Source organism: Bergeyella anatis, from assembly GCF_036016955.1.
Classification (GTDB): domain Bacteria; phylum Bacteroidota; class Bacteroidia; order Flavobacteriales; family Weeksellaceae; genus JAYWXI01.
Map to the genome: position 1 here is coordinate 105,313 of NZ_JAYWXI010000005.1, position 14,490 is coordinate 119,802.

Below are 14,490 nucleotides of genomic sequence, written 5' to 3' on the forward strand. Positions count from 1 at the left end.
AAAAAATAAAGCCCAGTCTTACAAGACTGGGCTTTATTTTTTTAGTTTTTTCCGAGAACAGCTATATCATAAATGATTAAATTTCCCAAATTTTTCTCATCCTCTGGCAGCCATTCCGCACATTGGGGGTTTTCTTTAGGTCTACATAAATTGCCTAATGTGTCCCAATTTTGGTTAAATACTACTACCAACTGAGTAGGTCTATCCTGAATTTCCTTACCCCATGTTTTACGATACTCATCATAAGTAATATACCTAAATCTCAGTCTGTTAACCTCATTTTTATTTTTGTTAGGTGTAGCTTGTACAGATCTAATAGGAACTTTGATAGTTGCTAATAATTGGCTCAAAGGTTTTCCTATAAAATCTTTCTTATTGATTTCTAATTTTCTTGTTTCAGAAGGTTCTTTAATTTTTAATTGTTGTGCACATGCGTAGTTTAATAAACATAAGCATAATAGAACTATGGTTTTTAATAAATGTTTCATAATAGTTTTTGCTAAAAGCCCAGCTTTATAAAGCTGGACTATTGTTATTTTAATTTTTTCCCAAAACATAAATATCATAAATGATTAAATCTCCCAAATTTTTCTCATCCTCTGGCAGCCATTCCGCACATTGGGGGTTTTCTTTAGGTCTACATAAATTGCCTAATGTGTCCCAATTTTGGTTAAATACTACTACCAACTGAGTAGGTCTATCCTGAATTTCCTTACCCCATGTTTTACGATACTCATCATAAGTAATATACCTAAATGTCAGTCTGTTAACTTCATTTTTATTTTTGTTAGGTGTAGCTTGTACAGATTTAATAGGCACTTTAATAGTTGCTAATAATTGGCTCAAAGGTTTTCCTATGAATTTCGCTTTATTAATTTCAATTTTTTTAGCATCAGATAATGTTTTCATTTGTAATTGCTGAGAGCAAGAAAAATTAAAACTTAATAAGAGTAATAACAAAGTGGTTTTTAATAAATGTTTCATAATAGTTTTTGCTAAAAGCCCAACTTTATAAAGCTGGGCTATTGTTATTTTAGTTTCTTCCCAGAACATAAATATCATAAATGATTAAATCTCCCAAATTTTTCTCATCTTCAGGCAGCCATTCTGCACACTGGGGATTTTCTTTTACAAAACACCTTTCTCCATTTAGCTCCCAATTTTGGTTAAATACTACTACCAACTGAGTGGGTCTATCCTCAATTTCCTTACCCCATGTTTTACGATACTCATCATAAGTAATATACCTAAATCTCAGTCTGTTAACCTCATTTTTATTTTTGTTAGGTGTAGCTTGTACAGATTTAATAGGAACTTTAATAGTTGCTAATAATTGGCTCAAAGGTTTTCCTATAAAATCTTTCTTATTGATTTCTAATTTTCTTGTTTCAGAAGGTTCTTTAATTTTTAATTGTTGTGCACATGCATAGTTTAATAAACATAAGCATAATAGGACTGTGGTTTTTAATAAATGTTTCATAATAGTTTTTGCTAAAAGCCCAACTTTACAAAGCTGGACTATTGTTATTTTAGTTTTTTCCGAGAACAATTATATCATAAACGATTAAATCTCCCAAATTTTTCTCATCTTCAGGTAGCCATTCTGCACATTGGGGATTTTTATTAGGATAGCATCTCTGTCCTATAAAATCCCAATTTTGATTGAATATAACTACTAATCTTGTCGGTTTTGATAAAGGAGTTCCATACGCTTTTTTATAGGTGTCAATAGGAACAAAAAGAAAACTTAGTCGATTAACTTCATTAACTTTTTTATTAGGCATAGGAATAACGGATTGAATTTCTATATTTACATTTTTGAGAAGATAATTGAGTTTTTTTCCTACAAATTCTTTTTTGTTTAGCTCTATTTTTTTTGCATCAGATAATGTTTTCATTTGTAATTGCTGAGAGCAAGAAAAATTAAAACTTAATAAGAGCAATAACAAAGTGGTTTTCAATAAATGTTTCATAATAGTTTTTGCTAAAAGCCCAGCTTTATAAAGCTGGGCTATTGTTATTTTAGTTTTTTCCGAGAACAGCTATATCATAAATGATTAAATTTCCCAAATTTTTCTCATCTTCAGGTAGCCATTCTGCACATTGGGGATTTTTATTAGGATAGCATCTCTGTCCTATAAAATCCCAATTTTGATTAAAGATAATAACTAATTGAGTAGGTCCTTCTTCAATACTGTTTTTGCTCCATATTTTATTGTACTCATTATAAGTAATATATCTTAAAGTAAGCCTGTTGATTTCATTTTTATTTTTATTAGGATAGGCTTGTATTGACTTAATAGGAACTTTGATAGTTGCTAATAATTGGCTCAAAGGTTTTCCTATAAAATCTTTCTTATTGATCTCTAATTTTCTTGTTTCAGAAGGTTCTTTAATTTTTAATTGTTGTGCACATGCGTAGTTTAATAAACATAAGCATAATAGAACTATGGTTTTTAATAAATGTTTCATAATGGTTTTTGCTAAAAGCCCAGCTTTATAAAGCTGGGCTTTTGTTATTTTAGTTTTTTCCGAGAACAATTATATCATAAACGATTAAATCTCCCAAATTTTTCTCATCTTCAGGCAACCACTCTGCACATTGGGGATTTTCTTTAGGTCTACATAAGTTGCCTAATGTCTCCCAATTTTGATTAAATTTAACAACTAATTGAGTGGGACCTTCTTCAATACTATTTTTAATCCATACTCTACGATATTCGTCATAAGTAATATACCTAAAGGTTAATGTATTAATTTCACTTTTATTTTTATTAGGAACGGCTTGTATTGACTTAATAGGAACTTTAATAGTAGCCAATAAATAACTCAAAGGCTTTCCTATGAATTTCGCTTTATTAATTTCAATTTTTTTAGCATCAGATAATGTTTTCATTTGTAATTGCTGAGAGCAAGAAAAATTAAAACTTAATAAGAGTAATAACAAAGTGGTTTTCAATAAATGTTTCATAATAAATAATTTTTTTAAGGACATAGTGTATAAGTATAAGTTGGACCTTGTGGGTCATGTCTTTCATTAACATTGATATTTCTAAATCTACCATTGCTATCCGCCTTACTCAAAGATACTCCCGCATTATATTTGGTTAGAATATGAGCTAATGCTCCTGACTCAGAGAAATCAAACCTTATGTTATTCCATTCATTAGATAATGCTTCTGGAAAATTTGGGTTGTGCCCAGGTATTTGGGAAGGCGGATAATCTTGTAGAAACTTTCTTATAGCTTCGGTATCCGTTACTATTAGTGCGTACATACTGCCGTCCGAAGTTATTACATAGCGGGTGCTAAAACTCCCATGTTCCAGATGATGTTGCATCATACTATAAACATCTCCTACAGATGGTGGGTTACCATTAGGGTGGTTATGCATGTCTGCCACGGGGTAAGCGTAAGGGCTGATTACCGTACCGCTGTTCTGTTGGTAATTCTGTACTTCTGTAGCGTTTAATGCTCCATTAGGAGAATCTTTACCAAAGGCTACCCCGTTTTCTTTACCGTTATTATTAAATGCTGCCATTATCCCGTTCTTAGCAGAGGTAAATTTAGTGTTTTTTGCTATTTCGTTGGCATTATTAACACCAGTTTTGGCTTTTTCGCAAGGGTCTGTGGGCGGATTTTGTGGTGGAGGCGGTTGGCTATTGTCGCTGCCACCGCCACCACCTCCGCTATTATTATCAGACATACACATTGCGTACTTAGTACATCCACCACCAGCACTTCCACCCGCATTGCCCTCATCGCTACCTAAAAACCAACCGCCACCACCGCCGCCGCCACCTGTATCAGGAAAGGGAGGGGCTATAATGACTTCATCTATTATGCATTCACCCATCTGATTTTGCTTTCTACTGCAAACCGTCAGGGGTAACAGCTCAAAGAGATTAGTCTGGTTGACCTTAGAGGCGTATCTATTCCTGTATTTTCCCTCGAAGAGATGCGCATTGGTTTTATAAATTTCCGTATCGGGTTTTAGACTGTAGAAATGAACCTGGGTCTCCTCTTCCGAGAGCACTCCGGCGACCAACTCTGCGACCTTACCGCCTTTTATTCTGGGGAAAACGACCCACCTATCCCCATTTTTCTCAACAATGGTCTGAGAGCGGATATTAAAATCGATGTAAGCTTCGGCTTCTACCGCTGTCGGAGCTACTTCATTCTTTTTGGAAAGGGTCTTAAGACGCTCCAGTGCACGCCTCCCGGATAGGTTTTTGTGATGCAAACTATCGTACCGTAATGCCAACCGTGCAAATCCACTGGGATAGTCGATCATTTCATTATCGGTTGTCTTCGTAAAGACACTGAATTTCTTTGCCAAATCCTCTTGCCGTTTGGCATTGGTTATCATGTCGTCTGCCCTACAGCCTGCTAATAACAGCAGACCGGACAGACCCAAAAGGGTTAATTTTTGTTTCATGTTTTATCTTTTTTGTTATTGTTTTTTATTGGTTAGTCCCCTTCGGAACGGACTTTTATCCCGTAGTTTACGACCTGTTGCCCCCTTATCAACCCCTTTTTTACCCCTTCCGAAGGGGTTGCTTAGCCCTTCCAAAGGGGGGGCGGGGTTTTAAATAACGCCTCCTGTCCCCCTAAAATAGAACCTCCTTACCCGTAAGCAAGGGGAATCAGAAGGGTTAGTTAGTCGGTTCGGAGGGCTTGGCAACGGGGGCTTTTGCCCTTCCGCCGGGGTATTGTTGCTTAAGGTCGGTGTAGATGGTGCCTGCTCCGGGGTCGTTATTGGTAGCGGCCACCTTTATCGCACGGTAAAACATCAGGGCCGTTCCGTCCAAATCGTAGCCCAATAGAAGGTTAGTATCCTTCATCAGTTGCAGCTGTTGATCTAAGAGGTTGATGAGTTCGTTGAGTTGTTTGTGGGCGGCGTAGTCTTGGTCGAACTCCGTTTTGTCCACATAAGCAGGGACTTTGGTCGGGTTGGCGTCCATTTGGAGTTTCACACGGTCGATCCAGATCTCCTTTTCGTACTTTACCCGCCCGAAACCTTGCCTTTCCGTAGGCGTAAGGCTCTTTACTTTACCTTCCAAAACACCGGCAATGGTGCGGATAGCGTCTTTCACTTTTTTGATTTCTTCTGTACTGAAGTTTACAGAAATGGTGTTCTCTTGTGCCATTTTTACTTGTTTTTATTAGGTTGATACTACTTTTACTAAAAATCACATACTATTTTAGCCTCTAATGAGATAAATAGGTAATGATTTTTAACTTTCGATGATAAATCTATAAATTGCATTTCGATTATGCAAATTTTTGTTTTTTAGTTAAATACTCTGTATTTGGGAAAACGACGATGAGGATTCCCCGCCCGTCGGAATCCCTGGAAAACCGTTTGGCTGACGAAAATGCAACGGTTTTTTTTGTGCCGGTTATTTTATTGTTAATTTTGGGGTCTGTTACAGATTGATTTGAAGAAATGAAGAAAAGTATTGTTGGTTTGTTGATCATGTTGTTTTGGGGGAGTTTTTTCTCGGCGCAGGCGGTGGCTGTGCATCCTCTGGTTCATGCGGGGTATGTTTACCAAAACCAGAGCTTCGGTGAGCTGGGGGGAAGGGTGCTTTTCCTTCGGAAGGATCAGGTGCTTTGGCGGGCGGGTGCGGCGGCATTGATGGGCTCGGTTAACGGCAAAGGGGCGGTACTTCCGAAGATTCAGGGGGAGGTTTTGTTTAACTTTGGTGCGCCGAGGGATGTTTCTTACCCGTATTATTTTTTGGTGGGGGTGGAGGCCACGTCGAAATATGCATCGCCTAAAGCCGGGCTAAACGTGCTTGGGCTTTTGGATTTTTCCGTGGGGTATGCGCTTCCTTTTGGTGCGGCCCGGCTAAACGAAAAGCGGCTGGAAGGGCTTAATTTTGGGGTAACGCTCAATGTGCCTTTGGTGGTTTTCAAAAAATGAGTTTGGCGGGGAAAACTATTTTTCTGTTAACATAAGTTAAATTTTGACGATTTTTTTTAATTTTACCGCCGGAAAATCTAAAAAACGAATTGACTATCGAAGCATAACTTTACTATTTATTGAGGCTTAATTTCTTGCATGGGGCGTCTTGTGGGGATTTGCCGTAAACGATAAGGTTATGAAAACATGGTCCGATAGTTTGCTTGTTTCTTGTTATCAGAATGGTAACGAGGGGGCTTTGGCGGAGTTGATCGACCGCTATCAGAAAGAACTTTACGCTTTTATTTACTACAAGTTGTTGGATGAGGATTTGTCCAATGATATTTTTCAGGATACTTTTATGAAGATCATTGTAACGTTGAAGGAAAAGCGTTACAACGAAGAAGGGAAGTTTTTGCTTTGGGCCAAGCGTATTGCCCATAATTTGATCATTGATTATTACCGTGCCCGTTCAAAGAATCCGAAATTATCGGAAACGACATTCGAGAACGAGGATTATTCCATTTTTGATTTGCTTCGCGAGCCTTCGGAGAGTGTTGAGGATCGTATGGTAACGGCTCAGATTTATTCGGATCTTAATCGGATGATGAAACACCTTCCCGAAAATCAACAGGAAGTTTTGCGGTTGCGTTTTTTTGACGGTTTGAGTTTTAAGGAAATTGCCGAGCAGACCGATAGTAGTATTAATACGACTTTGGGACGGGTTCGTTACGCCTTGATCAACCTGAGGAAAATGGCGGAAGAGCACCGAATTATTCTGACTAAATAATATTTGTCGATTTTATCCGTTTCTAAGGGTGTGAAAATAATTTTGCCTATGAAAAAAAATGACACTTTGAAGCGGAAAACCTTGAAGCCTCACCCTAAAACAATTGATTTTTTACTTCGCTTTTCCAAAGCGGTTACGGTTTTGGACGGGCGGTTTGGGCAGGCCTTGGTTTCAAAAAATTAAAACTTACCTTTGTGCCGTTATGATACGGCATCTTTTTTTTGATTTGGATAATACGCTTTGGGACCACCGCAAAAACGCTTACTTGACTTTAAAAGAACTTTTTCGGCGGGAAGCATTGGCGATGCGTTACGCTTTGGATTTCGAGGCTTTTCATCGGGTGTATTTTACCGTTAACGAAAGGCTTTGGGCTCAGATAAGGGATGGCGAGATCGATAAGGCTTATTTAAGGGCGCATCGTTTTTACGATACGTTTTTAGCTTTCGGGATTGACGATAGGGCGTTGGCGGATCGTTTCGAATCCGAATTTTTAGACGAAATTCTTTACTATAACGAGCTGGTGGACGGAGCGTTAGCTCTTTTGGATGATCTTTCTTCCCGGGGGTATCGTTTGCATATTTTGTCCAATGGTTTTCAGGAGGTAACGCATCGTAAATGTGAACTTTCGGGGATTAAGCGCTATTTTGATACCATTACCAGTGCGGATGAAATTCAGGTGCGCAAGCCTCAGGAGGCTATTTTTGCTTACGCTTTGGCTAAAGCGGGGGCGCAGAAGGGCGAAAGTCTGATGATAGGGGATGACTGGGTGGCGGATGTGCAAGGGAGCTTTGCCTTCGGGATGAAGGCTGTTTTTTTTGACGTGTTTCGGGAGGGGAATCAGGCTCCCGGAGTTAAGGTGGTGCGTCACTTATCCGAAATTCCGGCATTGCTTTGTGATTTCTACCGTTAGAGGTAGATGATGCGGGTTTGGCAAACGGTTCGTCCGGTTTTTTCGATGACGGCTTTGTAGCGCTCGATTTGTTTTTCGTGTTTTTGTTGTTCGGCACCGGTCTTGAAGTCCAGAAGGATAAGGCCTTCGGGGGTTTCAATCAGTCGGTCGGGGCGGTAGATTTCGGTTTGGCCGTTTTCGGTAACCATAATTTCTTTTTCGTTGATTATTTTTAAACCGGGGGCAAATAACGGAGCCCATTCTTTATCGTTCATTACGTTTGTTAGACGGGATTGGATTTGGGCGAGGTCTTCGGATGAAATCAGGCCTTCCATCAGGTACTGATTGAGGACTTTCGGAAGATCTTCGGTGGTGCGGATCTTTTCCAAAACGCTGTGGGCGAGGATGCCGATGCGGACGGCTTCTTTTTTGTTTTGGTAGTTTTTGGAAGGGGTAGCGATAAGGATTTGGCTTTTTTTTCGGTTCGGAAAGGCAATGGAGGGGATTTCCAAGGTCTCTTGCCGCGAAGTTTTTTCGGTGTGGTGTTTGGCGAAGCTTTCGGCGGGATAGAGGTCGAATTCGTCCAAATCTTCAGGGTTTAGGGATTCGATATAATCGTAGATTTCCAGTTTGCTTCCGGCTTTGGGCGGTCGTTCCAAATAGAGGAAAAGTTGCTCTACGGCGCGTGTGGTGGCTACGTATTGGAGGCAGAGCCGGTCGATTTTGTTTTTGTAGGCGTTTTCTTCGTTAAAGCTTAGGATTTCTTCGTCGTATCTTTCCAATTCTTTTTTGAATCCTTCGATGTTGACGGATTTAAGTTGGTTTAAGCCTTCGACTTCCAGCCATTCGTTGAATTCGCCATCTTTATGGCTGTGGCGGAAGGGAAGGAAAACCACGGGGAACTCTAATCCTTTAGCCGCGTGGATGGTCATCAGGTTGATGGCATCTACGTTTTCGCTGGCTTGTATGGCGAGCGAGTGGGCTTCTTCATCCCAATATTTGATGAAATCCTTTACGGTTACGCCGGTGTTTTGGGTAAGGCCGTAGAGGTTCTCCAAAAAGTTAAGCAGGAAATCGGTTTCTTTGCCTTCTACCGAAAATGCCATCACGCAGTTTTCGATATGATTGTAGAGGTTTAGCCGTTCGCCTTTGGGGTGACGGAGGTTTAGGTTGTAGCGTCGTTCGATTTCTTTCAGGCGTTGGTGGTCGGAAGGGAGCTGCAGCAGAGAGAGGATTTCTTCCGAAAAATCACCGACGCTAATGCGTCCGGTTTCTTTAAGATAGTAAAGCATTTTGATCAGATACTGCTTGTTTTCCGGATTTTGCTCCCATCGGAGGTATTCGATTACGGCTCGAAGGGTAGGGCTTAGGTCGAGGGAGAGCCCTTTTTCCGAGATGGTTTTAAGGTAGGTTTCTTTTCCTTTGTAAAAAACTTTTTGGCTGCTCAGCAGACGGGAAAGTTTTTGTATTTCGGCTCCGGTACGGCAAAGCAGCGTAATGTCGGAGAAAGAAAATCCGTTATCAAGGCATTCTTGGAGGCTTCGGTGCATTTGTTCTGCAATGTTGGCGTAATAGTCTTCCGAGCGGCGGCAGTTTGGGGAGAGTTGCACTTTGACTCTGCCGGGGAATGTTTTTACGGCATTTTGTTTAGCGTGGTCGGAGAAGAGTTTCCGATGGGCTTCACTCAGCCCTTGTTGAGCGGTAAAGGCATAGAGTTCGTTGTTGAAGTCCACGATGTTTTTGGCGCTCCGCCAATTGTTTTCGAGGACTTCTACGGTTACCGGGACGGGGGAGGGTTCTTGCCCTTCCAGAATGTTGAGCATTAGTTCGCTATCGCCTCCACGAAAGCGGTAGATGCTCTGTTTGGGGTCGCCGACCAAAGTGAACGAATGATCGAGACTCGTGACGGTATGGTCTTTCAACGGGATGATGTTTTGCCATTGAAGAGTGGATGTGTCCTGAAATTCGTCGAAGAAAAAATGGTGGTATTGGGTTCCGATTTTCTCGTAGATAAAATTGGAGGGTTCGGTCTTTAGGTTTTCGTGAATCAGGATGTTGAATTTGGAGAGCAGTACCAAATCATTTTCTTCCTCGATGGTGTTGAGCGTTTCCTGAATTTCCGTATTGATTTTTAGCGGGAGAAGTTCGTTGAGTATTTTGGTTTTTTTTTCACTTTGGATGTAGTGGTTTAGGATTTCTTCTCTCCATTGGAGGAGGTTTGGAAGGAGGTTGAGGATGTCTTGTTGTCGGTTTTTGGATTTGGAAGAGGCGCCTTTGTTTATTTTTGCCAAAGCGGTTTCTTCGTCGGCAGGGAGGGGCATTTTGGCATTACGGCTCGTGAGAAACTGAAGGACCGACGGAAACCATTTGCCCAAAGAGCCTCCGCTGGCGGAAGCAAAATCCTCGGCTTCCAAATGGTTGTTTTTAATCAACGCTGTGCCTTCCATGGCTAGCGTTTTCATTTGCTCTTTGTGTGCGGCGATTTCTTCTCTCAGTTGGTTTTTGGCATTTTCGTAGGCTTGCCAGTCGAAGCTTTCGTTGGCCTTGAGTTGGTGGTAATGGGTGTCGTTGATGAAGGTTTGGGCTTTTCGATAAAGCGTACTGTTTAGGCTTATCCGGGCTTCATTGTCGAGATTGTAATTGACAAAATCCATAAAGGCCTCCGAAAGATGAGGATCTTCGCCGATGTGATCCAGCATTTGATCCACGGCTTCAATCAAATAAGGCTTACTTTGGATTTCTAATCCGAATTTGTGGGGGAGTCCCAGTTCGTAAGAAAAACTTCGGACGAGTCTGGTGTTGAACTTGTCGATGGTACCAATGTTTAAGGTGGAATAGTTGTGGAGAATATAATCCAAGGTTTTTTGTGCCCTGCGGTTTAGGTCGCTCATGGTGACGTGTATTCCCATTTGGTGAAGGTTTTCCCGTATGGCTTTCAGGTCGTTGTTGGAAAAGTAATCTTCCTTTGTGAAAGCCTTTAGCCATTTCAGGATGCGCTCTTTCATTTCGTTGGCGGCCTTGTTGGTGAAGGTCAGGGCGAGGATGTGACGAATGGCATCGTGGTGGTTTTCTTGTTTCAGGCAAAGGGCAAGAACCCTTTGTACTAAGGTGTAGGTTTTACCTGAACCGGCGGATGCATTGATGGCGATGTAGGATTTGGACTCGTTCATATGGTGCAAATTAATAAAAAATCAGAGGAAAAGAGTGTAAATTTTGTGTATTTAAAAAAAAAACTCTATTTTTGCAGTCCAAAATGAGATGTAAAATATGTTAATAATTCCAGTAAAAGACGGAGAGTCTATCGACAGAGCGTTAAAGAGATACAAGAGAAAATTCGACAAAACTGGCGTTGTACGTTCGCTAAGAGCAAGACAACAGTTTGTTAAACCTTCGGTTATCCTTAGACAACAGAGATTGAAAGCAGCTCATAAACAAAGAGAAGCTAGCAAGGAAGAACAGGCTTAATCCTGTCTTTGACAGAAAAGAAAACTTTAAATCACTTTCCAAATGTTTAAATTTGGGAAGTGATTTTATTTTGTTATGGTGTGTAAATTTTTGGATTATTTGGAGGTTGAAAAGCGTTATTCGCCTCATACTCTGACGAGTTATCGCAAGGACTTGGAGGATTTTTTTTGTTTTGTGCGGGCTACGGAGGGGCATGAGGATCCTGTGCGGGTGGATAAGCGGGTGGTGCGTAATTTTATGGCGGATCTTGGGGAGAAGGCTTTGGCTAAGAGGAGTATTAATAGGAAATTGTCTTCTTTGCGTAGCTTTTATCTTTTTTTGCAACGGCTTCGCATGGTGGAAGTTTCTCCGATGGAGGGGGTGCAGTCGGTTAAGTTTTATGCGGAGAGGCAGGTGCCGATGTCGGTGGAGGAGATGGATTTGTTGCGAGAAGATTTTGGAGAGGTACAGGACGAGAGGTTGTTGGAGGTTTTGGTGGTGGAAGTGCTCTATCAAACGGGAATGCGTAAGGCGGAATTGTGCGGGCTGCGGATGGATTATGTGGATTTGGAGGGGCGGGAGCTTCGGGTGGTAGGTAAGGGGAATAAGATGCGGGTGATTCCTATTTCGGAAGCGCTGGCGGAGCTAATGCGGCGGTACTGCCGGCTAAGGCGGCCGGTGGGGGAGTCGGAGGTTTATTTTTTTGTTAATCGGAAGGGAAAAAAACTCTCAGAAAAATTTGTTTATTCCACGGTAAACCGCTACCTTAGTATTGTCACTTCGAAGAGGAAAAAGAGTCCTCATATTCTCAGGCATAGTTTTGCGACGCATGTGTTGGGGAATGGGGCGGAGATTTCCAAAGTCAAGGCGATTCTCGGGCATTCCAGTTTGGCTTCGACTCAGGGGTATACCAGTGCAGATATTGAACGTTTGAAAAAAGTGTTCAATAATGCGCATCCGAGAGCGAAGAAAGATTGAGATTGCCATCGTTTAATTTCAAAAAACAGGATTTATGAAAATTACAGTACAAGCCATGGGGCTTACGCCTCATCAACCTTTGGAAGAGTACATCGACAAAAAAGTAAACAAGTTGGATACGTTTTATGACAAGATTCAAGAGTGTCAGGTTTTTTTGAAGGTCGAAAATGCATCGGAAAAGGAGAATAAAACAGCGGAGATTAAGCTGGTGGTTCCTGGGGATGATATCGTGGTGAAGAAGACTTCGGCTAGTTTTGAGGAAAGTTTGGATCTTTGTGTGGATGTAGCTAAAAAGTTGTTAATCAAGAAGAAAGAAAAAAACCAGTAAAAAAAAATAAAAAAAAGTTTAAAAATATTTGTGGGTTTCAAAAAAATAGTTCTATATTTGCAACCGCAAAACGAAAAGAAGTTCTTTTGAAATCTACAATGCCTCCATAGCTCAGTTGGCCAGAGCACGTGATTTGTAATCTCGGGGTCGTGGGTTCGAATCCCTCTGGAGGCTCATTAATTTAAGAAAAACTTTGGGGAGATTCCAGAGCGGTCAAATGGGACTGACTGTAACTCAGTTGCTTCGGCTTCGTAGGTTCGAATCCTGCTCTCCCCACTTTTTTTTAAATTAAATTTTGCAGATTGTGAAAAATGTTTTACATTTGCAAACCGTTACCAACAATAACAAAAAATGCGGAAGTAGCTCAGTTGGTAGAGCGTCAGCCTTCCAAGCTGAATGTCGCGGGTTCGAACCCCGTCTTCCGCTCAAAGAAAATCACAACCAACAGCGGCTTGTGATTTTTTTTTAAGGAAACTGCCGTTATAGCTCAGGGGTAGAGCGCTTCCTTGGTAAGGAAGAGGTCTCGGGTTCAAATCCCGATAATGGCTCAAGAGAAGAGATTGCCTTAGGGCAGTCTTTTTTTGTCAGACCGGAAAAAGTTTTTGCAAAGATTGAGAGAAAGCTGGTGCGAAGGTTGTCTTTTGGTTGAGAAGGAAAAAAGTGTACTTTTGCATTCTGATTTGGTCGTTGTTCGGGATTTTGCAACCGCTTGGATTTTAATAATGAAACAAATTTTTTCCAAAAAAGATTTGATATTCAAAAATTCATTATATTTGCAGACCGAAATATTAAAAAGTTAAATTAAATAAATAATTTTAAATCATGGCAAAGGAAACGTTTAATCGTAACAAACCGCACTTGAACATTGGTACTATTGGTCACGTTGACCATGGTAAAACAACCTTGACAGCTGCTATCTCTAAAGTATTGGCTGATAAAGGTCTTGCTGAAAAGAAAGACTTCTCTGCAATTGACTCTGCACCAGAAGAAAAAGAAAGAGGTATTACTATTAATACTGCTCACATTGAATACGAAACTGAAAACAGACACTACGCTCACGTAGACTGTCCTGGTCACGCCGACTATGTAAAGAACATGGTAACGGGTGCTGCTCAGATGGACGGAGCTATCTTGGTTTGTGCGGCGACTGATGGTCCTATGCCACAAACTAGAGAGCACATCCTTCTTTGCCGTCAGGTAAACGTTCCTAGAATCGTTGTGTTCATGAACAAAGTGGATATGGTGGATGATGCTGAGCTTCTAGAGCTTGTTGAGCTTGAACTTAGAGATCTTCTTTCTTCTTACGAATACGACGGAGATAACTCTCCTGTAATCCAAGGTTCTGCTCTTGGTGCACTTAACGGTGAGGCGAAATGGGTTGCTACTGTTGAAGAATTGATGGATGCAGTAGATAACTGGATTGAGCTTCCTGTAAGAGATCAAGATAAGCCATTCTTGATGCCAATCGAAGACGTATTCTCTATTACTGGTAGAGGTACTGTAGCAACTGGTAGAATCGAGGCTGGTGTAATCAACTCTGGTGATCCTGTAGACATTGTAGGTATGGGTGAGGAAAAACTTACTTCTACTGTAACAGGGGTAGAGATGTTTAGAAAAATCCTTGACAGAGGGGAAGCTGGTGATAACGTAGGTCTACTTCTTAGAGGTATCGAGAAAAACGATATCAGAAGAGGTATGGTAATCGCTAAGCAAGGTTCTGTTAAGCCACACAAACACTTCAAAGCAGAGGTTTATATCCTTTCTAAAGAAGAAGGTGGACGTCACACTCCATTCCACAACAAATACCGTCCTCAGTTCTACGTAAGAACGACTGATGTAACTGGTGAGATCCGTCTTCCAGAAGGTGTAGAAATGGTAATGCCAGGTGATAACTTGACTATCGAAGTAGAATTGCTACAACCAATCGCTCTTAACGTAGGTCTTAGATTTGCGATCAGAGAAGGTGGTAGAACAGTAGGTGCTGGTCAGGTAACTGAAATTCTAGACTAATCGACTGTATAGTCATCCAATAAAAAGTTCCGCAAGGAAAAAACTTGCGGAACTTTTAAAAACAACTACGGGCATCGTCTAATGGTAGGATAGAGGTCTCCAAAACCTTTGGTCAGGGTTCGAATCCTTGTGCCCGTGCAAACA

Annotated in this window: 17 protein-coding genes and 5 tRNA genes; 13 read left to right on the top strand and 9 right to left on the bottom strand. The window is 41.0% G+C overall.

Features of this window, described 5'->3' with window-relative positions:
- Positions 1 to 41: 41 nt before the first annotated feature.
- The 8 genes from VQ048_RS05335 to VQ048_RS05370 form a co-directional block, all read right to left on the bottom strand.
- A complete protein-coding gene (locus VQ048_RS05335) occupies positions 42 to 557 on the bottom strand; it encodes a hypothetical protein (RefSeq protein WP_327610663.1) in 516 nt (171 codons plus the stop codon).
- Positions 538 to 1,053: a hypothetical protein gene (locus VQ048_RS05340; RefSeq protein ID WP_327610664.1), complete on the bottom strand. Its 516-nt coding sequence runs from the start codon at positions 1,051 to 1,053 to the stop codon at positions 538 to 540. Before VQ048_RS05340 ends, VQ048_RS05335 begins: the two co-directional genes overlap by 20 nt.
- The gene (locus VQ048_RS05345; protein ID WP_327610665.1) at positions 1,034 to 1,480 is read right to left on the bottom strand and encodes a hypothetical protein; all 447 of its coding nucleotides are present in this window, start codon (positions 1,478 to 1,480) and stop codon (positions 1,034 to 1,036) included. The genes VQ048_RS05340 and VQ048_RS05345 overlap by 20 nt, the downstream gene beginning before the upstream one ends.
- A 49-nt stretch (positions 1,481 to 1,529) precedes the next feature.
- Positions 1,530 to 1,973 carry a hypothetical protein gene (locus VQ048_RS05350; RefSeq protein ID WP_327610666.1) on the bottom strand — a complete coding sequence of 148 codons (444 nt, stop codon included), beginning with the start codon at positions 1,971 to 1,973 and terminating at the stop codon, positions 1,530 to 1,532.
- Positions 1,974 to 2,022: 49 nt separating this feature from the next.
- Complete coding sequence (locus VQ048_RS05355; RefSeq protein ID WP_327610667.1) at positions 2,023 to 2,472, bottom strand: hypothetical protein; 450 nt, start codon at positions 2,470 to 2,472, stop codon at positions 2,023 to 2,025.
- A 49-nt stretch (positions 2,473 to 2,521) separates the two neighbouring features.
- On the bottom strand, positions 2,522 to 2,971 hold the full coding sequence (locus VQ048_RS05360; protein WP_327610668.1) for a hypothetical protein: 450 nt from the start codon (positions 2,969 to 2,971) through the stop codon (positions 2,522 to 2,524).
- A 14-nt stretch (positions 2,972 to 2,985) separates the two neighbouring features.
- On the bottom strand, positions 2,986 to 4,437 hold the full coding sequence (locus VQ048_RS05365; RefSeq protein ID WP_327610669.1) for a hypothetical protein: 1,452 nt from the start codon (positions 4,435 to 4,437) through the stop codon (positions 2,986 to 2,988).
- A gap of 217 nt (positions 4,438 to 4,654) precedes the next feature.
- Positions 4,655 to 5,149, bottom strand: a complete 495-nt coding sequence (locus VQ048_RS05370; protein WP_327610670.1) for a hypothetical protein — start codon at positions 5,147 to 5,149, stop codon at positions 4,655 to 4,657.
- Between the two features lie 299 nt (positions 5,150 to 5,448).
- Here VQ048_RS05370 and VQ048_RS05375 point away from each other — a divergent pair, with 299 nt between their 5' ends.
- The 4 genes from VQ048_RS05375 (at position 5,449) to VQ048_RS05390 (ending at position 7,607) form a co-directional block, all read left to right on the top strand.
- Positions 5,449 to 5,928 (top strand): hypothetical protein, encoded by a 480-nt coding sequence (locus tag VQ048_RS05375; protein ID WP_327610671.1) that lies wholly within the window; start codon positions 5,449 to 5,451, stop codon positions 5,926 to 5,928.
- Positions 5,929 to 6,106: 178 nt separating this feature from the next.
- Positions 6,107 to 6,697, top strand: a complete 591-nt coding sequence (locus VQ048_RS05380) for an RNA polymerase sigma factor (protein ID WP_327610672.1) — start codon at positions 6,107 to 6,109, stop codon at positions 6,695 to 6,697.
- Positions 6,698 to 6,745: 48 nt separating this feature from the next.
- Positions 6,746 to 6,880 (top strand): hypothetical protein, encoded by a 135-nt coding sequence (locus VQ048_RS05385; RefSeq protein ID WP_327610673.1) that lies wholly within the window; start codon positions 6,746 to 6,748, stop codon positions 6,878 to 6,880.
- A gap of 19 nt (positions 6,881 to 6,899) precedes the next feature.
- A complete protein-coding gene (locus tag VQ048_RS05390; RefSeq protein ID WP_327610674.1) occupies positions 6,900 to 7,607 on the top strand; it encodes a YjjG family noncanonical pyrimidine nucleotidase in 708 nt (235 codons plus the stop codon).
- Here the strand turns inward: VQ048_RS05390 and VQ048_RS05395 are convergent.
- Positions 7,604 to 10,756 (bottom strand): UvrD-helicase domain-containing protein, encoded by a 3,153-nt coding sequence (locus tag VQ048_RS05395; RefSeq protein WP_327610675.1) that lies wholly within the window; start codon positions 10,754 to 10,756, stop codon positions 7,604 to 7,606. The genes VQ048_RS05390 and VQ048_RS05395 overlap by 4 nt on opposite strands.
- A 97-nt stretch (positions 10,757 to 10,853) precedes the next feature.
- Here VQ048_RS05395 and rpsU point away from each other — a divergent pair, with 97 nt between their 5' ends.
- From rpsU to VQ048_RS05440, 9 genes are all read left to right on the top strand, one after another.
- Complete coding sequence (gene rpsU / locus VQ048_RS05400) at positions 10,854 to 11,051, top strand: 30S ribosomal protein S21 (RefSeq protein WP_327610676.1); 198 nt, start codon at positions 10,854 to 10,856, stop codon at positions 11,049 to 11,051.
- A 75-nt stretch (positions 11,052 to 11,126) separates the two neighbouring features.
- Positions 11,127 to 12,008, top strand: a complete 882-nt coding sequence (locus tag VQ048_RS05405) for a tyrosine-type recombinase/integrase (RefSeq protein ID WP_327610677.1) — start codon at positions 11,127 to 11,129, stop codon at positions 12,006 to 12,008.
- Positions 12,009 to 12,042: 34 nt separating this feature from the next.
- On the top strand, positions 12,043 to 12,336 hold the full coding sequence (locus VQ048_RS05410; protein ID WP_327610678.1) for an HPF/RaiA family ribosome-associated protein: 294 nt from the start codon (positions 12,043 to 12,045) through the stop codon (positions 12,334 to 12,336).
- 100 nt (positions 12,337 to 12,436) lie between these two features.
- A tRNA-Thr gene (locus VQ048_RS05415) sits at positions 12,437 to 12,510 on the top strand.
- Between the two features lie 21 nt (positions 12,511 to 12,531).
- Positions 12,532 to 12,612, top strand: a tRNA-Tyr gene (locus tag VQ048_RS05420).
- A gap of 77 nt (positions 12,613 to 12,689) precedes the next feature.
- A tRNA-Gly gene (locus tag VQ048_RS05425) sits at positions 12,690 to 12,762 on the top strand.
- A gap of 50 nt (positions 12,763 to 12,812) precedes the next feature.
- Positions 12,813 to 12,884, top strand: a tRNA-Thr gene (locus VQ048_RS05430).
- A 274-nt stretch (positions 12,885 to 13,158) separates the two neighbouring features.
- Complete coding sequence (gene tuf, locus VQ048_RS05435; protein ID WP_327610679.1) at positions 13,159 to 14,346, top strand: elongation factor Tu; 1,188 nt, start codon at positions 13,159 to 13,161, stop codon at positions 14,344 to 14,346.
- Positions 14,347 to 14,413: 67 nt separating this feature from the next.
- Positions 14,414 to 14,484, top strand: a tRNA-Trp gene (locus VQ048_RS05440).
- Positions 14,485 to 14,490 lie beyond the last annotated feature (6 nt).

Excerpts from the sequence above, each read along its gene's own strand:
- VQ048_RS05335 (WP_327610663.1), bottom strand. The coding sequence starts at position 557 with ATGTTTTGGGAAAAAATTAAAATAACAATAGTCCAGCTTTATAAAGCT.
- VQ048_RS05365 (WP_327610669.1), bottom strand. The coding sequence starts at position 4,437 with ATGAAACAAAAATTAACCCTTTTGGGTCTGTCCGGTCTGCTGTTATTA.
- VQ048_RS05375 (WP_327610671.1), top strand. The coding sequence starts at position 5,449 with ATGAAGAAAAGTATTGTTGGTTTGTTGATCATGTTGTTTTGGGGGAGT.
- VQ048_RS05395 (WP_327610675.1), bottom strand. The coding sequence starts at position 10,756 with ATGAACGAGTCCAAATCCTACATCGCCATCAATGCATCCGCCGGTTCA.
- VQ048_RS05410 (WP_327610678.1), top strand. The coding sequence starts at position 12,043 with ATGAAAATTACAGTACAAGCCATGGGGCTTACGCCTCATCAACCTTTG.
- tuf (WP_327610679.1), top strand. The coding sequence starts at position 13,159 with ATGGCAAAGGAAACGTTTAATCGTAACAAACCGCACTTGAACATTGGT.
- VQ048_RS05340 (WP_327610664.1), bottom strand. The coding sequence starts at position 1,053 with ATGTTCTGGGAAGAAACTAAAATAACAATAGCCCAGCTTTATAAAGTT.
- VQ048_RS05380 (WP_327610672.1), top strand. The coding sequence starts at position 6,107 with ATGAAAACATGGTCCGATAGTTTGCTTGTTTCTTGTTATCAGAATGGT.
- VQ048_RS05370 (WP_327610670.1), bottom strand. The coding sequence starts at position 5,149 with ATGGCACAAGAGAACACCATTTCTGTAAACTTCAGTACAGAAGAAATC.
- VQ048_RS05405 (WP_327610677.1), top strand. The coding sequence starts at position 11,127 with ATGGTGTGTAAATTTTTGGATTATTTGGAGGTTGAAAAGCGTTATTCG.
- rpsU (WP_327610676.1), top strand. The coding sequence starts at position 10,854 with ATGTTAATAATTCCAGTAAAAGACGGAGAGTCTATCGACAGAGCGTTA.
- VQ048_RS05385 (WP_327610673.1), top strand. The coding sequence starts at position 6,746 with ATGAAAAAAAATGACACTTTGAAGCGGAAAACCTTGAAGCCTCACCCT.
- VQ048_RS05350 (WP_327610666.1), bottom strand. The coding sequence starts at position 1,973 with ATGAAACATTTATTGAAAACCACTTTGTTATTGCTCTTATTAAGTTTT.
- VQ048_RS05390 (WP_327610674.1), top strand. The coding sequence starts at position 6,900 with ATGATACGGCATCTTTTTTTTGATTTGGATAATACGCTTTGGGACCAC.
- VQ048_RS05360 (WP_327610668.1), bottom strand. The coding sequence starts at position 2,971 with ATGAAACATTTATTGAAAACCACTTTGTTATTACTCTTATTAAGTTTT.
- VQ048_RS05345 (WP_327610665.1), bottom strand. The coding sequence starts at position 1,480 with ATGAAACATTTATTAAAAACCACAGTCCTATTATGCTTATGTTTATTA.
- VQ048_RS05355 (WP_327610667.1), bottom strand. The coding sequence starts at position 2,472 with ATGAAACATTTATTAAAAACCATAGTTCTATTATGCTTATGTTTATTA.